The 17606-nt window shown below is 47.6% G+C and carries 13 protein-coding genes; 9 read left to right on the top strand and 4 right to left on the bottom strand.

Features of this window, described 5'->3' with window-relative positions:
* Window positions 1-122 precede the first annotated feature (122 nt).
* A complete protein-coding gene (locus tag RW114_RS16980) occupies window positions 123-2273 on the bottom strand; it encodes a diguanylate cyclase domain-containing protein (RefSeq protein ID WP_340123954.1) in 2151 nt (716 codons plus the stop codon).
* Between the two features lie 295 nt (window positions 2274-2568).
* Between RW114_RS16980 and cysD the strand changes: the two genes are divergently transcribed.
* The 5 genes from cysD to RW114_RS16955 all read left to right on the top strand — a co-directional run bounded on the left by cysD (window position 2569) and on the right by RW114_RS16955 (window position 8492).
* Window positions 2569-3477: a sulfate adenylyltransferase subunit CysD gene (cysD, locus tag RW114_RS16975; protein WP_340123953.1), complete on the top strand. Its 909-nt coding sequence runs from the start codon at window positions 2569-2571 to the stop codon at window positions 3475-3477.
* Window positions 3478-3512: 35 nt separating this feature from the next.
* Window positions 3513-3857, top strand: a complete 345-nt coding sequence (locus RW114_RS16970; protein ID WP_340123952.1) for a four helix bundle protein — start codon at window positions 3513-3515, stop codon at window positions 3855-3857.
* Between the two features lie 58 nt (window positions 3858-3915).
* The gene (gene cysN / locus RW114_RS16965; protein WP_340123951.1) at window positions 3916-5541 is read left to right on the top strand and encodes a sulfate adenylyltransferase subunit CysN; all 1626 of its coding nucleotides are present in this window, start codon (window positions 3916-3918) and stop codon (window positions 5539-5541) included.
* Between the two features lie 412 nt (window positions 5542-5953).
* Entirely contained in the window at window positions 5954-7213 is a 1260-nt protein-coding gene (locus RW114_RS16960) for a hypothetical protein (protein WP_340123950.1), read from the top strand.
* Entirely contained in the window at window positions 7206-8492 is a 1287-nt protein-coding gene (locus RW114_RS16955; protein ID WP_340123949.1) for a coiled-coil domain-containing protein, read from the top strand. Before RW114_RS16960 ends, RW114_RS16955 begins: the two co-directional genes overlap by 8 nt.
* 106 nt (window positions 8493-8598) lie before the next feature.
* On the opposite strand, the gene RW114_RS16950 is transcribed toward RW114_RS16955, so the two are convergent.
* The 3 genes from RW114_RS16950 to RW114_RS16940 all read right to left on the bottom strand — a co-directional run bounded on the left by RW114_RS16950 (window position 8599) and on the right by RW114_RS16940 (window position 10344).
* Window positions 8599-9111, bottom strand: a complete 513-nt coding sequence (locus RW114_RS16950) for a hypothetical protein (RefSeq protein ID WP_340123948.1) — start codon at window positions 9109-9111, stop codon at window positions 8599-8601.
* Between the two features lie 304 nt (window positions 9112-9415).
* Window positions 9416-9967 carry a formaldehyde-activating enzyme gene (fae, locus tag RW114_RS16945; protein WP_340123947.1) on the bottom strand — a complete coding sequence of 184 codons (552 nt, stop codon included), beginning with the start codon at window positions 9965-9967 and terminating at the stop codon, window positions 9416-9418.
* A gap of 104 nt (window positions 9968-10071) precedes the next feature.
* Entirely contained in the window at window positions 10072-10344 is a 273-nt protein-coding gene (locus RW114_RS16940) for a hypothetical protein (RefSeq protein WP_340123946.1), read from the bottom strand.
* 157 nt (window positions 10345-10501) lie between these two features.
* On the opposite strand from RW114_RS16940, the gene RW114_RS16935 reads away from it, so the two are divergent.
* From RW114_RS16935 to RW114_RS16920, 4 genes are all read left to right on the top strand, one after another.
* A complete protein-coding gene (locus RW114_RS16935) occupies window positions 10502-12352 on the top strand; it encodes an LTA synthase family protein (RefSeq protein ID WP_340123945.1) in 1851 nt (616 codons plus the stop codon).
* Window positions 12353-12416: 64 nt separating this feature from the next.
* On the top strand, window positions 12417-13517 hold the full coding sequence (locus tag RW114_RS16930; RefSeq protein ID WP_340123944.1) for a hypothetical protein: 1101 nt from the start codon (window positions 12417-12419) through the stop codon (window positions 13515-13517).
* Between the two features lie 3 nt (window positions 13518-13520).
* Window positions 13521-15419, top strand: a complete 1899-nt coding sequence (locus RW114_RS16925; RefSeq protein WP_340123943.1) for a TonB-dependent receptor — start codon at window positions 13521-13523, stop codon at window positions 15417-15419.
* A gap of 79 nt (window positions 15420-15498) precedes the next feature.
* Window positions 15499-17556 (top strand): putative bifunctional diguanylate cyclase/phosphodiesterase, encoded by a 2058-nt coding sequence (locus tag RW114_RS16920; RefSeq protein WP_340123942.1) that lies wholly within the window; start codon window positions 15499-15501, stop codon window positions 17554-17556.
* Window positions 17557-17606: the final 50 nt, after the last annotated feature.

Genomic DNA, 17606 nt, shown 5'->3' with positions numbered 1-17606 from the left:
AAATACGGAGCGGCAGAAATATCAGTTCCCGTATAAAAAAATTGGGACAGCGCCATTCAGCTGGAGTGTGAACAGGGCTCTATCTTAAATTAAGGCATTATTTGTCTGGACAATGGGGTCCACTATATCCCTTCGGTAAATTCCAGCATGATTCTTGACGGACTTACCTGGTATTGCTTGACAAGATTCGCAAGTATACCCATGAAATCATCATGATAGAATTGCCTTGGGCTGATATTAATCGCCAAATGAGGTAAATGTACCTGTTGCCTATCCCACTGCCTAAGATGAATAAATGACTGCTCAAGCACCCAAGTACCCACTGCCTGAATCAACCCGCACTCTTCCGCAATAGGAATAAACTTATCGGGCGAAATAAAACCCTTTTGAGGATGATTCCAGCGAATAAGAGCTTCAGCCCCGGTAAGATTGCCGTGATAATCAACCTGAGGCTGATAATGCAAGGACAGCTGATTTTCATCCAGCGCTTGGCGCAGCTCTTTTTCAATCAGCATTCTTTCCATGACAGCTTCCTGCATACTGTGCTGAAAAAACTGCAACATATTACGACCGCCGTCTTTAGCGCGATACATGGCTGTACCGGCCTGTTTAAGCAAGTCGTCGGGCAGACCGCCACTCTCCGAAAACATCGCAATGCCGATACTGGAAGAAACATAGAGTTTGTGGTTCATTACCGGATAAACTTGGCAAACAGCCTGTTGCAGCTTTTCCGCAATATACCGGGCTTCATTGCATGCCGGTTCTACTCGTCCACTCAGTTCAGTCAGAATAACCACAAACTCATCGCTACTGATACGGGCGACCGTATCGCAACCCCTGGTACCGAGCTTTAATCGATAGGCAACTTCCACCAGAACCCTGTCCCCAATCGAATGCCCGAGGGTTTCATTAATATTTTTGAAATGATCAAGATCGATAAATAAAAGCGCGCCATTCTTCCCCGACCTTCTGGTAATCGCCAACTCCTGAGTCAAGCGATCATATAATAACCGTCGGTTGGGCAATTCAGTTAAAGGGTCATAAAAAGCCAGCCGTTTAATCGCTTCCTCATCATTTTTTAACTGACTAATATCACTAAAAATAGCGGCGTAATTACTGATCTCATTGGTTTCATCATCCCGGATTTCGGTAATGGTCAGCAACTCAGGATAAACCTCACCATTTTTGCGTCGGTTCCATATTTCGCCTTGCCAGAAACCGTATTTGTTGATTTTTTCCCACATCGCATGATAGAACTTTTTATCATGCCGCCCGGAACTGATAATGGCGGGTGTTTTACCGACAACTTCCTCTTCGGTATAACCGGTAATTCGAGTAAAGCCGGCGTTACAGGTCTGAATGACTATATATTTATCGGTGGTGATAACACCTTCCTGGGCATTATCGATAATCTTTTTCGCTAAACCCAGGCTCTTTAACGAGCCTCTTAAAAACTCATCCCTATGCGCCAAGGATTCTTTAAGCTCTTCAACATAAGTACCGCGAAATCCCGCCAATATGTCTGCCAGATTAATAATGCCGATTAAATTATTTTCATGATCTTTAACTCCGAGGTGCCGAAAACCGTTTTTGAGCATAATTTTCTTAGCTTGATAAAGACTATCGCTCTCGTTAATGGTAAGCAAATCCCTGCTGGCATAATCCGCAACGACCGGATTCAGCATCAAAGAAGCCAGCGCCTTGACCACATCCCGCTCAGTCAGGATACCGACTGATTCGTCGGAAAATTCAACCCGTATCGCATCTGAATGCGAAGAATGCATAAGCTTGCTTGCTTGAGCCATGCTCTGCGTTGATTGGATAATCGGTGGAATAGGTTTTAATACGCTACCCGCCGTTTTTAAAACCAAAAAAAACTCAAAATTGTGCCTCTTAATCACATCCGTTTGAGAAATGATGCCCTGCTGTTTACCACGATCATCCGTTACGACATAATGGCGAACGCCATCTTTTTTAAATTTAAGCGAAACTTCTTCCAGACTCTCATGTTCGTTAACACAAATAACCGGACTGCTCATACCTTCAGAAACTGGCGTGGAACGCGCCTCAACTGAGGAGAAATCAAATTTCAATACATCTCTTTCTGTCCAGATACCAATAATTTCATTGCCTACCTCAATCAAAATAGCGCTACAGTTTCGCTCCACCATTTTGACAGCCGCGTCATGCATCGTCTCATTGGGTAAACAGGTCAACAAAGTGGTTCGGGTAATATCCTTTATCGAGATGCCATTTAAATCAAAATTGCTCATGTACCCTCTATTTATATACGCATTAGCCAACCAATAATATCATCAAGACACCATTAACTAAAATCCAGCCCCACTAAAACGCCGGATGCATCCAGATGAATTTATCAGCAACAAGCCGTTCAAATAACCATCATGATGGTTATTTGAGGTTCCACTATGTACCTCATAACCCGTTCAACCATCAATAAATCCCAAGGAAATCTAGCATTAAAAGCCCGTTCAAATTAAAATAACCGACTTATTATCGTGCGCATTCAATAAACATAGCGTGACCTCCAAACCTGACGGACTTTTAATGACTGATTATAAACTGACCCACCTTAAACAACTGGAAGCTGAAAGCATTCATATTATTCGTGAAGTTGCAGCCGAATTTGAACGTCCGGTGATGTTGTATTCTGTCGGCAAGGACTCTGCCGTGATGTTGCATTTGACCATGAAAGCCTTTTATCCCGGCAAACCGCCGTTTCCGTTGCTGCATGTGGATACTACCTGGAAGTTCAAGGAAATGATCGAGTTTCGCGACCAGATGATCAAACAGCTGGGGCTTGAGTTGCTGATTCATATCAATCCAGAAGGCGTAGATCAGGGCATCGGGCCTTTTACCCACGGCAGTAAAACACATACTGACGTAATGAAAACCGAAGGGCTCAAGCAGGCGTTGAATAAATACCAGTTTGATGCAGCTTTCGGCGGCGCGCGGCGCGATGAGGAAAAATCGCGCGCCAAGGAACGGGTGTATTCGTTCCGTGACAAGAACCATCGCTGGGATCCCAAAAACCAGCGCCCCGAATTATGGAACATCTACAACGGCAAAATAGACAAGGGCGAAAGCATCCGGGTATTTCCGCTGTCCAACTGGACGGAGCTGGACATTTGGCAATACATCCACCTGGAAAATATCCCCATCGTGCCTTTGTATTTCGCCAAGGAGCGCCCGGTTGTTGAGCGCGACGGCATGTTGATCATGGTTGACGATGAGCGCATGCCGATCGGCCCCGAGGAAAAAGTTGAAATGAAAATGGTGCGCTTCCGTACCTTGGGCTGCTATCCGTTGACCGGCGCAGTCGAATCGACTGCAACAACGCTGCCGGAAATCATCCAGGAAATGTTGTTAACCACAACCTCTGAACGTCAGGGACGGTTGATAGACCACGACCAATCAGGTTCCATGGAGCAGAAAAAGCGCGAAGGCTATTTCTAAAAGCAGACAAAGGGCGAAAGGCTAAGGGCTAAAAGATGGCGCGATTTGAAGACTTGGATGTTTGGCGGCGCTCATCTCGGCTTTGTGTCGACATTTACCAAGGCTTGACTGCTTGTAAAGATTTTAGTTTTAAAGATCAGATAACACGCTCTTGCTTGTCTATACCCAGCAACATAGCAGAAGGTTTTGAGAGGGGCAGCGATAAAGATTCAAACAAATTCTTTTATTACGCAAAAGGCTCCTCCGGTGAATTGCGTACTCAAATCTACATAGGCATCGAAATTGGCTACATTTCAAAAGAAACAGGCATTTCCTGGAAAAACGAAGCAGAACACATTTCAAAGATGCTGTCCGCCCTAATCAAATCGCGTTCAGCCTAGCTTTCGCCTTTTACCCTGAGCCTTTCGCCTAACTCATATAATTTTTTTTGGAAACCCCATGTCCCACCAATCCGATTTAATCAGTACCGATATTGACGCCTATTTGGCGCAACATGAACGCAAGGAATTATTGCGCTTTTTAACCTGCGGCAATGTCGATGACGGCAAAAGTACGCTGATTGGCCGCCTGTTGCACGACTCCAAAATGATCTATGAAGATCAACTGGCTGCGGTTCAGGCCGACAGCGTCAAATCAGGCACCACCGGCGCCGGCAAGATCGATCTGGCCTTGCTGGTTGACGGCCTGCAAGCCGAACGCGAACAAGGCATCACCATTGACGTGGCCTACCGTTACTTCTCTACCGCCACGCGCAAATTCATTATTGCCGACACGCCGGGACACGAGCAGTACACCCGCAACATGGCGACCGGCGCGTCAACCTGCGATTTGGCGATTATCCTGATCGATGCCCGTTACGGCGTGCAAACCCAGACCAAACGGCACAGTTTTATCGCGTCGTTACTGGGCATTCATCACATCATCGTCGCGATCAATAAAATGGATTTGGTTGAGTACAGCGAAGCCACGTTTGAAAAAATCAAACAGGATTATCTGGATTTTACCCAGTCGCTGGCTTTGCAGGACATCACCTTTATCCCGATGTCGGCGCTGGACGGCGATAACGTGGTCAATCCCAGCGAACACATGCCCTGGTTTACCGGTCAACCGTTAATGGAAGCGCTGAACAGCATCGAAATCGCCAATGACCGCAATTTTGACGATGCCCGTTTTCCGGTGCAGTACGTCAACCGCCCCAACCTCGACTTTCGCGGTTTTTGCGGCACAGTCGCTTCCGGCATTTTCAAAAAGGGCGATCAGATCACCGCCCTGCCCTCCGGAAAAAGCAGCAAAATCAAGTCCATCGTGACCTATGACGGCGAACTGGAACAGGCTTTCCCGCCGATGGCCGTCACCTTGACGCTGGAAGACGAGATCGACATCAGTCGTGGCGACATGCTGATCGGCACAGAAAAAACAGCACCAACCGTCTCGGACAAATTCAAAGCCACTATCGTCTGGATGGCTGAAAATGCGCTGACGCCGGGTCGGCAATACACTATTAAACTGGCGACGCGCAGCGTGTCGGGTTCTGTCGCGATGATTCACCATAGAATCGACGTCAATACGCTGGAGCACCATGATGCTGTCGAACTGCACTTGAATGAGATCGGTTCCTGTACGGTTTCGGTCAACGCGCCGGTCGTGTTCGATCCCTATAAAACCCATAAAGGCACCGGCTCATTCATTATCATAGACCGCTTGACCAACAGCACCGTCGGCGCGGGCATGATTACCGGCAGCATTGACCAGGAAAATCTGCAACCGGTCAGCCCCGAAGAACGCGCCGCACGTTTTAGTCAAACGGCGACAGCGATTGCTTTGACCGGCTCAAATGCTAAAGAAATCGCCTATCAACTGGAGAGGAAACTATTTGATAACGGTCATGCAGCGACCGTTTTAGAAACTCAAAATACCTCGCTGATCGTCGCCGTTAAAAATGCCGGACTGATTTGTTTATGCGTTAATTACAGCGCCAATCTGGCGGATATGAATTTTGATAGCGATACGCAGACTGTTGACGATATTTACAGCGCGTTGAAAGATCAAAAAATTATCTATTAGGTTGTTACCGAGAAATGCCGATGCGTGGCGAGATTTGCAACCTCGTTTTCTGGTTTTCATGTTTCAGAGACTGTGAAAGTATTATCAAAATCGAGCTGAAAAAATGTTTTACCACAGAGAAAACAAAGGACACGGAGAAAATAACAGCATTAATTCAATGCATTAAAAACTTCGTGTTATCCGTGTTCTTCGTGGTTATTTCTTAGATCTATGTTAAAAACGAATCTTTCACAGTCTATCCGGCGTGGAAATCCATACTGACTCTGTATATGTCGTCACGCTTTGGTATGCATGCCGACACTGAAGCATGGGAACGAAGGATTGTGTTTTAAATCTTTTTCGTGCTTTTCGTGTTTTTCGTGGACAATGTCTGTCAACTCAACCCCACAAGCCTGAAACTCATCACCTTAAAATGAAAAATTCTGAATTCTCAAAAATAAGAGCTTCCGGCGTGGGCTATCTGATTAATAGTATCCAGACTTTATTTGTCGGCATGTTAAGGATATGGACCATCCCCATTGTATTAATGTTGAGTGTCGCGTCAGGCTTCACCACCTACTACGGCTTGTCCCATTTTATTACCCCATGGATTGCACTGGTTATTACCATTGCCATCCAATCTATCATTGTTATTTGTTCGCTGGAAATTGCCGGCATTCATTGGCGAGCCAACCGGATGCGTTATTTTGCGGTGGTTTGTTCGCTGTTAATTGCGCTGAGCGCTTCGATTTCATTCTCTTATTTCAAGTTTTATGAAATTTCCGAGCAGGACACTCAGCACATTAACCGTTTAAATCAAATCAGAACCGATGTAAAAACCTATATAGACCATGTCTTGGCCATTAAAGGCGATGTTTTAAAACAACAACGCGCCGATATGGAAAAAGCCTCGCTTGAAGTATCTCAGGCCTATTTTGGCACGCACCCGCAAATTGTTGAAGGCTATAAACATCAAGTGGGTGAAGGACCGTTCTGGAAGCATTACAACCAGATTTACCTGGAGAAAAAACAGCAACAGGCCAAATTCGATGATGATTTTTCTGAATTGGACAAGGATATTCAACAGTTGCAAGCCACTATCAATGACCTGGATGTCGCGCCGAATGTTGAAAATGCCTACTATGCGATGCTAAAAAACTTCCACAGTGTCCAATTAAAGATCAACCTGTTATCCGGCAATATCGGGCAATCCTTACCGGAAGCGCCCTTATTGATGACTTACAAACAATTCACCGCCGATGTCCAGCCTTCGGCCGCGATGTGGTCCGAGTTTTCATTGTTCGCTTTTGTTTGTGCGGCGATGGTTGATTTTTTTACCGTATTACTGTCATACCGCCTCGAGTTCACGGCCCCCGGTCCATTGACCGCAGAGGAAGAAGAGCTGGTTTTTGAATGCTTAAGACAATTCACCGAGTTTCGAATCAATAAAAACGACGAGCTTGAAATGATCATAGAGAAAACCGAACTAGAACGAGCCAGGCGCTACTCCGACTGGTCAAGAATGTTTGCCGTAGGCTTGTTATTAAGCCGAGGTTTCTTAAGAAAAATCGATGACAAAACCGTCGAATTCGCGCCTAATCTTTATCCATTGATTGCCGAGAAAATGGGCGATAAAATTAGCCGATTAAAAGCCGAGTCCGCCCTGAGCAGACAAGTAGATGCTGATGAATAGCTCCAGAACTGAAATCGACAAATGGTTTATTGAAGGCACCTTAGCAGGCGATGATCTCGTGCTGTCAGAGGTATGGGAACCCGTTTTTGATGTTGATCGCCAGCTTGTCCATACCAAAATCGGCCCTTATTGGAAATTATTTTTACGCCCCGAAGGATTTGTTAAACGCTTTTATCACCATGTTTATCCATTACCGGTTGAAAACTGGCGCGTTACCGAACAAATCAAGCTTTACGACGGCTTTTGTACCATTGATGTAGCGCTGGACATTCGCTTTCAGGCTACATTGAAATATGCTCTCAGCAATATGGATATCTTGTCTGACATTAATGAGCATATTAAAACCGCCTATGAAGATTTGCTAATTAACCTGATAAATAAAGAGTTAGTTAGTTTATCGGATGGCGCCTGGGTACAAAAAGGCGTATCCGACATTGAAAAGAAGATTTCTTTGGCGGCCAGTGAAATGCTGATAGTGCAAAATATCCAATCGCAAATATTATGCACCTTAAAACCCTCATTTAAAGAATTCCCCGACGTACAACTGCCCCAAGAAAATGTTTATTTATGCGTCCTTAAAAAAAGCTTTGAAGTTAATGATGCGAAAAGAGAGGAATTATTTCGTCAGGAACAAGAAATTGAACAGCAGCAATTGGAACATAAACAAAAACAGCTCGATCAACTAAACCGCGATGCTGAACTGGAACGCTTAAAGCAAGCCCAGGACGCCTTAAATAAAAAGCTGTTGCTTGAAGAAAAAGAAAATCAGCTGCTGGAACAGTTTGAAGTTGAAAGACGACTCCATGCCGAACAAGTTAGGCATGAGAATAGTCTTAAGGAAATAACCCTGGAAGCGAATCTTCAGGAACAGCAAAAACATGAAACCCGCCTGAGACTGGCAGAACAACAAACTCTGATAGAATCATTGGCACATCAGGCCAAATTAAAAGCCAAGGAACTGGAAGCCGATATTGCCAAATATGAAAACCAGCAGGCCAGATGGAGAGAATCCAAGGATAAAATCCACCGCCAACAAATAGCCTTTGAACAACGCCAAAAACAACTGGAATTCGATACCGATGTCGAGACCCAAAAACACCGTGAACAACAGCGTCTGGAAATGCAGCAACAAAGCTATAACAAAAAGAAGGAATCGGATGTTTATCTTCGCCGGGAAATCGAATTACTCGCACTTGAAAAACAACGCCTGGAACTGCAATTGGCGATAAAGGCTGCGAAAAAACAAGAGGAGGACAATGATCCTCTGAGGGAAACATAGCAGACTTCCAACAAGCATGCCTATTGAGTCAAGTCGAAAAGAATACTGTGGCGCGAATTAATTCGCGCCACACCGATTGCACGCCCAAATAAAAGTAAGTCGGCTTTTATATATCCATGAACAGCATCGGAATGCCGTAGGTTAAAACAAAATAGCTAATGGCTAAAATAACGCTAACGCTTGTTTTGTAAGAAAAAAATTGTCGTAAAATATAACTGACTGCGGCTAAATACCAACAAAGCAGCAAGGCACCTATACCGATTGATATTTCTTCCGAGTATTCCACATGCTCCCTTACCATCACAAAATACAGCGCTTCGGTCAAAATCGCCAAGGTCATAATGAAGTTTTCACAGACAAAAATAGCCGTGAACAGTTGATTAAAATACGGCCATTTCCTGAGAATCAGCAATAACGTAGCAATTGATGAAAAAGCCATCACGGTTCGTAGCGAAACCTCCAGCGTGCCGTCGGCAGGGTCGGCAATCAGGCTTTCAACAATAATCCCTGAAACCAGGTAGAACGCCACTGTTTTCCACATAAACGATTTTGTGGGAACAAAGTCGGCAGGGTTATTTCTGAACCAACACAGCGAAAGGTATTTAATTAATAGACTCATGATAACTATCTTTGTCATCCACAAAAGGCGTGAATATTATAGGGTTCGCTTATTATAAGTAGTCGTTCAAAAGTCTTTTAACATTTTTGTTCGCCACGGAGAGCACGGACGACTGCAAGGATGCAGGAGCAATTGCCGAGAACACGAAGGTAATGATTTTTCTTCGTGATCTTCGTGTCCTTCGTGGTAAATAGTTTTTTCACTTTGTTAAAAAACTTTTAGTTCCCTACTTAAGCGCTAACAAAAGATCAATGAGGCCGTTCGCCCCATGCGGCTTAACTTAATCCAACGACAAACATGTTGTTTACCACTGAGACTCGCCGGTTTCAGGATCATACATTTCATGGACAATTTTGTGCCGATTGGCGATTAACTCTTCAATACTGGGTGAATTACTCATCGCACGCAAAATAGCCAGCTTCATCGCTTCATAGTTGGTGCGATATAAATCTTTACGATCCAGATCAGGGTTGGTGGCACATTCGGGAGCAATCCAGAGCATCGCAATAATGCACAGATCGTTAGCCTGATCGGCAGGAATAACACCGGCGATCACACTATCCAGAACGGCATCCGCTACCGCTGACTGTACGGGACCGCCAAACAGATTGACATAATCGGTGGATTTGATCGTAACTTTGGGAACCATTATCGTCGCAGGCTTCACTTGCTGATTACAGGCACGAATCGCGAACATTCGGGTATGACCTGCGGTTTGCCCCATCAGGTTGGCAAACGCATTGCCGGCAGGTCCCTTTACGCTGCCTATCAATATTTCCGGCATCGCGTCTGTGCCTTGTCCATCGCTGGAAAATACCGTTGCTTCGCCGGTTCTAAACCAAATTGTATCTGACATTACCTACCCCAAAAAAATAACAAAAAACGGCATTCTATGATGGATAAGGCAGAAGGCGCAAGCTTCAAGGCCAGGTTCAGCCGTGAACGGTCAGGACAAACGCATTAAAATTTATCAGCAAACAACACCTTAGCCCGGAAGTCACCATCCCAAGCGGCCATCCGGCGTTTTTTGGGAAAGCTTAGCTTTGAAGGCTCCTTTTGGAACAGATTCAAAACCAGATGTCGGATGCTGGTTATAATGCTCGGTGCGTTGCCTTTACGAATCCGGTCGGCATCTTCTCGAAGCACGATGATGTCCATTAACTCGTGCAGCTTATTACGCTCTATTCGGGGATCAGGTAATTTTGAATAATGCTCAACAAAACAAGGATTCATCTGCTTTCTCCGCAAAAAACATGACTATAAACCCATAGCTTGTTGTTTTTGAATATTTTTATATGCGTTTGCCTGCGTGAACGGTGGTGTATAGCGGGACGCAATAAATTTTATGATAAAATAAATTTAATTCCCAAAACAGATCTTCCCGGTCACAATGCCATTGAAATTATTGCCCCTGCTGTCCACCACAGTGCTTTATGCACTGTTTTACCTGATCAGCGCCTTAAAATTCGATGTGCAAATATTGCCTGCATCGGTACTTTACGATTATCCGCTACAGCTGGTCATTGCTTACATGCTGTATGCCTTATCGAGGCGAGCATGGATCTTTCTGGTGATTCATACTCTGCTGATGGGACTGTTGTATATAGGTAACGCGGTAAAAATATCGTTCTTTGGCGGCCCGCTTATGCCGGATGATGTTTTTGCCCTGCAATCGCTGCTGTTGATACTCGACGGTTGGCGATTTTTTGCCGCCGCTATACCGCTAGCGGCCATTGCCAGCCTTTTGCTATTCAATTTCAGCATGCGCCATTGGAGCGCTTATCTTGCCAGCCTAATCGCTATTTTGCTCGGCATCACCATAGTTTATAAGCCAGCTACCCTACTAGCACCTCTGGATGGTTACTTCGGGAACTCGGTATGGGATCAACGCTCCAATTATGTGTGGCGCGGCGCGACATTATACACGCTATTGGAGACCGCACGTTATTTTGCGGCAGCCGATGTGGTTCCTGATACCGATATGGCTCAGGAAGCCGCCGATAACTTGCTGGCAGTCGACCTCAGCGATTCCCTAGCTAAAAAGCAGGCCATCGTCAAAGAATTTACCCCACGCAATGTACATATTGTCTTGCTGGAGTCTTTTTGGAACCCCAATGCGCTAAAGAAAGCCAAGTTTAAACAAAACCCTCTGGCACCCGAATTTCGAGAATTATGGAAGAGCGCCGGATACTCGCAGGCACTGGATCCGGTATTCGGCGGCTTTACCGCCAATTCCGAGTTTGAGGTGCTATGCGGGTTTCCGGCGATGAAAAACACCGTCAAATTTGAACGTCAATTTCTGAATGATGCCCCCTGTTTGCCGCATCTGCTTGCCGACAAAGGCTACCGCACCATCGCCTCCCATCCCAATGTGCCGGTGTTCTGGAACCGTGTTAATGCTTACAGACGCATGGGCTTCGAAACCTACTGGTCATTGAAGGATTTTGTTCAGGATGACATGAACCGGAATTTCATGTCCGACAGCACCTTATATCGCCAGGTACTGGAAAAAATATCCGGGTCGCTAGCGGCCAAGCAACCGGTTCTGGATTATATCGTGACTTATTTCGGGCATTGGAATTACCCGTTAAATGAAAGCCGCCCCAATAAAATCAGTTCACGCTCCGAAGTGGATGAAGTCACGGCCTACGCCAACACGATTTATTATAAGTCCCGTGAATTAATGGACTTTATCAAGGAAGTGCGCAAACGCGATCCGGAAGGCATTATTGTAGTGTTCGGCGATCACCTGCCCTTTTTGGGTGAAAATTTTGCAGGCTATGTTGAATCTGGTGTACTGGCGACCAATCGCAGCGACTTTACGCCGACCATGTTCAAAACCTATGTGAGCACACCGATGCTGATTATCGACGGCAAACGCGGACCGATTAAGTTCGGCAGCCTGCCGCTTTATCAGGTACCCAAACTGCTGCTCAACTTGCTCAACTTCAATGAACCGAGCATCATGGATTACACCCAACCTTTACCTAACATGCAGGTAAGACCATTACCGGGCCTACATTTTAATGTGTCGACTAACGGAACGGTGGAACTATGCAAAGAGCCGCCTTATTCGGAAGCCTGCCAGTTATCGTCCCACTGGCTGGAGAATATAGCCATCGTCAGTAATGACTTATTCATGGGCCGCCAGTTTACCCGTCCCGAATACTTACCCGAAAAGCAGCCGGAACCGGTATCAACAGAGGTAGTTATTCCGCAAGCCGCTACCGGGACGAATTAGATAAAACCATCATTTACTTATGCCATTACCCTTATTGGCGTGTAAGCCAACCCGGAGAAAATTTATGCATAAAAGTTTCATAACGACCGTATTCGGCCTATTGCTGCTGCTTGCAAGAAACGGCGCAGCCGATCAGCTCAGCGTTCCGGTACAAATTGATTACAGTCTGATTAAAAAAGCATTGGTCTCCCAGCTGTATACCGGAAAAAATACGACCGCCGAACTGTGGAATGACCAGCAAGGATGCAGTTATTTAAAGCTGTCCAATCCTGAGATTAACGGCAAAAACGGCCAAATCCAGCTGTTAAACCAAGTTCAGGCGCGCTTCGGAACCGGCCTGGGCGGACAATGCTTAACGGTTCTGGAATGGGCCGGCATGCTGGAAACATTTCAGCAGCCGACGCTCGATTCAGCACATTCGGTACTGAGTTTTCCGATCACCCGCGTGACCGCCTATGATCGTGACGGACATCATCTGACCATCAACAAACTTCAGGAGTTGATCAAACGCGTTGCCGAACCCAAGCTTGCCTCGGTAAAAATTGATTTAAACCAATCTCGTGGCAATATTGAACAAACGCTGGCGCATTTTTTACCCAAGGATAATGCGGCAGAAGTCAAAGAGATACTCCAGTCGCTCAAATTCAACAGCATCACTGTCGGAGACAATGGCCTCGGCATTAAGCTCGACTTTAATGCTCCGGCCAAAAGAGTTATTGCCGAGCCTGCCGCTGCTTTTAGCGAGTCCGAACAACAACAATGGCAATCCGCCTGGCAGCAATGGGATGTGTTTTTGAGCTCAGCTATCGAACAGGCCAGCCGCGATACCCAATCACCGGAACTGCGTGAAACCCTGATGGGCATTTTGATGGATTCCCGCACGGCCTTTCAGGCGGGCTTACAAAACCATGATGCCGATAGCGCCGACCCGGTGCGGGTATTTTTTGCCGATACCTGGGAGCGCCTGGCACCGGCATTAAAAACCATCGCCAAAGAATTGCCCGGTATACAGGGCTTACGCTATCTAACCTTTATCGCGGCAACCGATGTCATTTACGAACTTGAAAAACTGGGAGCACCGTTCGGCCTGGATATTTCATCCGATGGACTGCGTAGACTGGGGCGAATTCTGATAGCGGGCAAACAAGAACAACAATTGCCGTAACCGATGATCTCGGCAACTATCCATGCCCGATCCCGGCAAAAAAAAACCTACGATAAAAAATATCCAGCATCTGCGGTGGTTTTATTATGCCTGTCGGCCGGTGCCACAGCCGCTGACAACAAAATTTCGCTAACGCCGGTGACAAGCTACGATGACCTGACTTACCCTGAATTAATCGAACCGCCGCGTATGCGCAACCGGATAGGCCGGGATGCGTTACAGGCCAGCGGCATGACCGATGTTAATGGCATCTTAAGAAGTCAGAGCGGCCTGATAATCAACCAGGGCAGCAGCCAGATGATGACCGGCATCAGCTTGCGCGGCGCTGGCGGTGGCGGCCAGGGCCTGCTTACGTTGGACGGCGTCCCCTTGTTTGCCAATTTCGCCGGATTTTATTCCTTGAGCCACTACGCGCTGGATGCTTTAGACCGGGTAACGGTGACCCGAGGCCCGGGCGGCGAGCGCCACGGCAGTCGGTCACTCGGCGGCGCCATTCATTTACAGACCCGGCATATTGCAGACAAGGAACATTTTCTGCACGTTGAAGGCGGCAGCTATGACACGGTACGCAGCACTGCCGGTGGCGGCTTGTCTACCCGTGCCGGGGATTTTTCTGCCGTGGTCGGGCGTAGCGATATTTTTAGCGGCATCAGCCAGGCACAAGGCGGCGCCGAACGCGATGACTTCGGCATGACCCATGCATCGGCCAACTGGTTTAAAGAATTCAGCCGGGGCGGCCTGGATGCGTCGCTGTATTTTGCGCGCACTAACGAAGACATCGACGGCCCCGGTTTGAAGTTGCCCAGACGCACGATAGGCTGGGTGGACGACAAACGCGGCCGGTTTTCCGATGAGACCTGGGTGGCGCAGTTGCGCGGCCAGTTCGATCTGGCGGCGTATTGGAACAGTTCATTGCAATTCGGTTTTACCCAGGATCGGCAACAGATGCAATCCACCGCGATCAGGCCGTTTTCGCTGACCAGCCAGTTATTGATGCTGGACTGGAAAAACACCCATCGCTTGCCGCTGAGCGCGGATAATCAAAATCAGGCGCTGCTGGTGTGGGGCGTCAATACCCAGCACCAACAGGGTCTGAATTTACCGGCCAGACAAACTGTGATCAGCCCGAATATACGCGGAGAATTAATCCTGGGTGCCTGGCAATGGAGCGCCGATACCCGTTTTGATCAGGGCGACACCTATGGCAACCATCAGGTGTTTACGCTGGGCGTAAACCGGTCATTGCCGCAAAATATGAGCGTATGGGCTAACGGCGGCACCGGTTATCGTCAACCTGGCGTCAGTGAATTAACGCATCCCGTATTCGGCAATCAGACGTTGAACGGAGAACACAGTGCCGGTGGCGAACTTGGTTGGCGCTGGCAGCCATTACCTGAAAGCGAAGTCAAGATCAGCGGTTATTATCAACACTATCGGCAAATGATTACCCTGCAATTGGATTCAAAAACCGGCATCTCCAGGGCCGGTAACGTACAGGAAGCCGATGTTTTGGGCGCAGAAATGCAGTCGCAGCACCGCTGGTCGAGCATTTGGCAGAGCGGTCTGAATTACAGCTATATGCATGCCGAAAATCCGCTGACACAGTTGCGCATACCGGCTCGACCCGAGCATCAAAGCGTATTCTGGAATGAAGTTCAATTGCTGCAACCCTTAATGTTGCGGCTGGAGTTTACTGTCCATAACGGTTACTGGTTTGATGTGGCCAACAGATTCAGAGCCCGGACCGCACCGCGTATCAATGCCCTGTTAAACTACCGGTTAACGCCGAAGACGGACATATATTTGCGTGGCGAAAACCTCACCGATGAACGCACAATCGAACTTCGCGACTTTAGCTTTAATGGCGCGGCGGTGTATTTGGGGCTGCGTACCGGTTTTTAGCCAACAGGATATGTTGCACCGTATTCAACTTATCCTGTGAAGCCTGATAATCAGGTCTATTAAAAAATAATCTTGTCCGATGAAACTCGATATATTCACCTCACTGATCAATCTTCTTATCGTCTATATGGTGTTTGCCATTGCTTTTGCGATAACGGCGCGTCGGCACCCCAATCTTGACGGGCCGCGTCATTGGCTTTTCGCCTGCTTGGCATTGTTTACCGGATACCTGGGGCTTGGTCTACGTGACGTTATTCCTGACATTCTATCCATTGTTGTCGCAAACTCCCTGATCCTGACCGGCGGCGTTTTCCTTTGGACAGGCATCCGCCGCTTTTTCGGGCTTCGCTGGCACTGGTCTTTGTTTGCCCTGTTCGTGCTGCCGGGCACCGTGTTACTCAGCTTATTCATGACCGTCTGGCCATCCATACCGGCGCGACAGATAATCATGTCGGTGTTTCCCATATTGATAAGCTTATTCGCAATTCGCGACGTTTACCAGCAGCGCAGCTTTGCCCTGATCATGGAAACCAATCTGTTCATCGGCTTCGTTGGCACCGAGATAGTCATGCATTTTATCCGCATAACCACCCTGATGATGGTACCCGTATCTACAGACAGTTATCTGCTGGGACAAGATCAACCGGATAAATTATTTTTCATCGTGTTGTTTATGCTCAGCACCATCCGGCTGCTTATTTTAGTTACCCTGGTCAGCGCTAGGCTGCAAGACGAACTCAATCAACTGGCATCTCTGGACCCGTTAACGCAACTGCCTAACCGGCGTTTGCTGCTGCAACGCCTAAAGCATGGCATAAACAGGGAACGGCGCAGCGGTAAGCAAATGGCATTGCTGATGCTTGATCTGGATCGTTTTAAAACCGTTAATGACAAATTGGGGCATACCGCCGGGGATGAACTGCTGCAACAGGTCTCTGGGCGTATCCAGTCCCGGTTGCGCGAGGCGGATACGGTGGCGCGTCTGGGCGGCGATGAATTTATCGTGCTGCTGGAAGATATTGCGCACCCCGAAGATGCCGCACGGGTAGCAGAAGAAATAATCGCCGATTTAAGCAGACCGTTTCAATTACTCCGCAGCAATGAAGCCGACCATGAACCGGGCCGGGATGTACAGATCGGCGCCAGCATCGGCATCAGCCTGTATCCGCAACATGCGGATAGCCCGGAACTGCTGATGGAACAGGCCGATACCGCCATGTATGAAGCCAAACAGGCCGGACGCGGCTGCTATGCCTATTTTTCCGAAGAGCTCACCATTGCCGTCCGCAAACGTATCAATCTCGAAGACCGCCTGCGCCACGCTATTGAGCTGCAGGAATTGCGCGTTTTTTATCAACCGCAGATAGATATTGCCAGCAACCGGATTATTGGCGCCGAAGCGCTGGTGCGCTGGCAAAGCCCGACCGAAGGACTTATCCCGCCGCTTCATTTTATTCCCATTGCCGAGGAAACCGGCCTGATTATCGCCATCGGCGAATGGGTGCTGCGCGAAACCTGTCGCCAAGGCCAATGCTGGCTGGCAGACGGTTTTTTGCCGCTAACCCTGGCGGTCAACGTATCGCCGCAACAGTTTCGCCGTTGCGATATTAACGCGCTGGTGGCAAAAGTACTGGCCGAAACCGGTTTTCCGGCCGGACAATTGGAACTGGAAATGACCGAAAGCGGATTAATGGATAATCAGGATAAAGCGGTCGAAGTGCTCAATAACCTGCGTAACCAAGGCATTCGTCTGGCCATTGACGACTTCGGCACCGGTTATTCGTCGCTGGCTTACCTGAAACGCTTCCCTCTAGACGTGCTGAAAATCGACAAAAGCTTTATCGACGATATTCCGCATCTTCAAGATGACATGGAAATCACCGCCACTATTATTGCGATGGGACATATTCTGGGCTTTAAAGTTTTGGCGGAAGGCGTAGAAACGCAGGATCAGTTAGATTTTTTACGAATGAAAGGTTGCGATGCCTACCAGGGTTATTTCACCAGCAAGCCGGTACCGGCAGAAGATTTTGCTGAATTACTGAGGGCGCAACACAAGAGCGGGGAGTCGCTATTTTTGCGACAGCTTTTATGGGCATCCCTGCCCAACAAGCGGCAAAAATCACGCGACCGCTGATGCCTGCGGCTGCCCCAGCCGTCCTGGTCACTCGATCGCTACCCAACAAG

The sequence above is a fragment of the Methylobacter svalbardensis genome (assembly GCF_037671525.1).
GTDB classification, from domain to species: domain Bacteria; phylum Pseudomonadota; class Gammaproteobacteria; order Methylococcales; family Methylomonadaceae; genus Methylobacter_A; species Methylobacter_A svalbardensis.
Note: the sequence above shows the minus strand (reverse complement) of the source record. Positions and strands in the feature narration are given on the sequence as shown.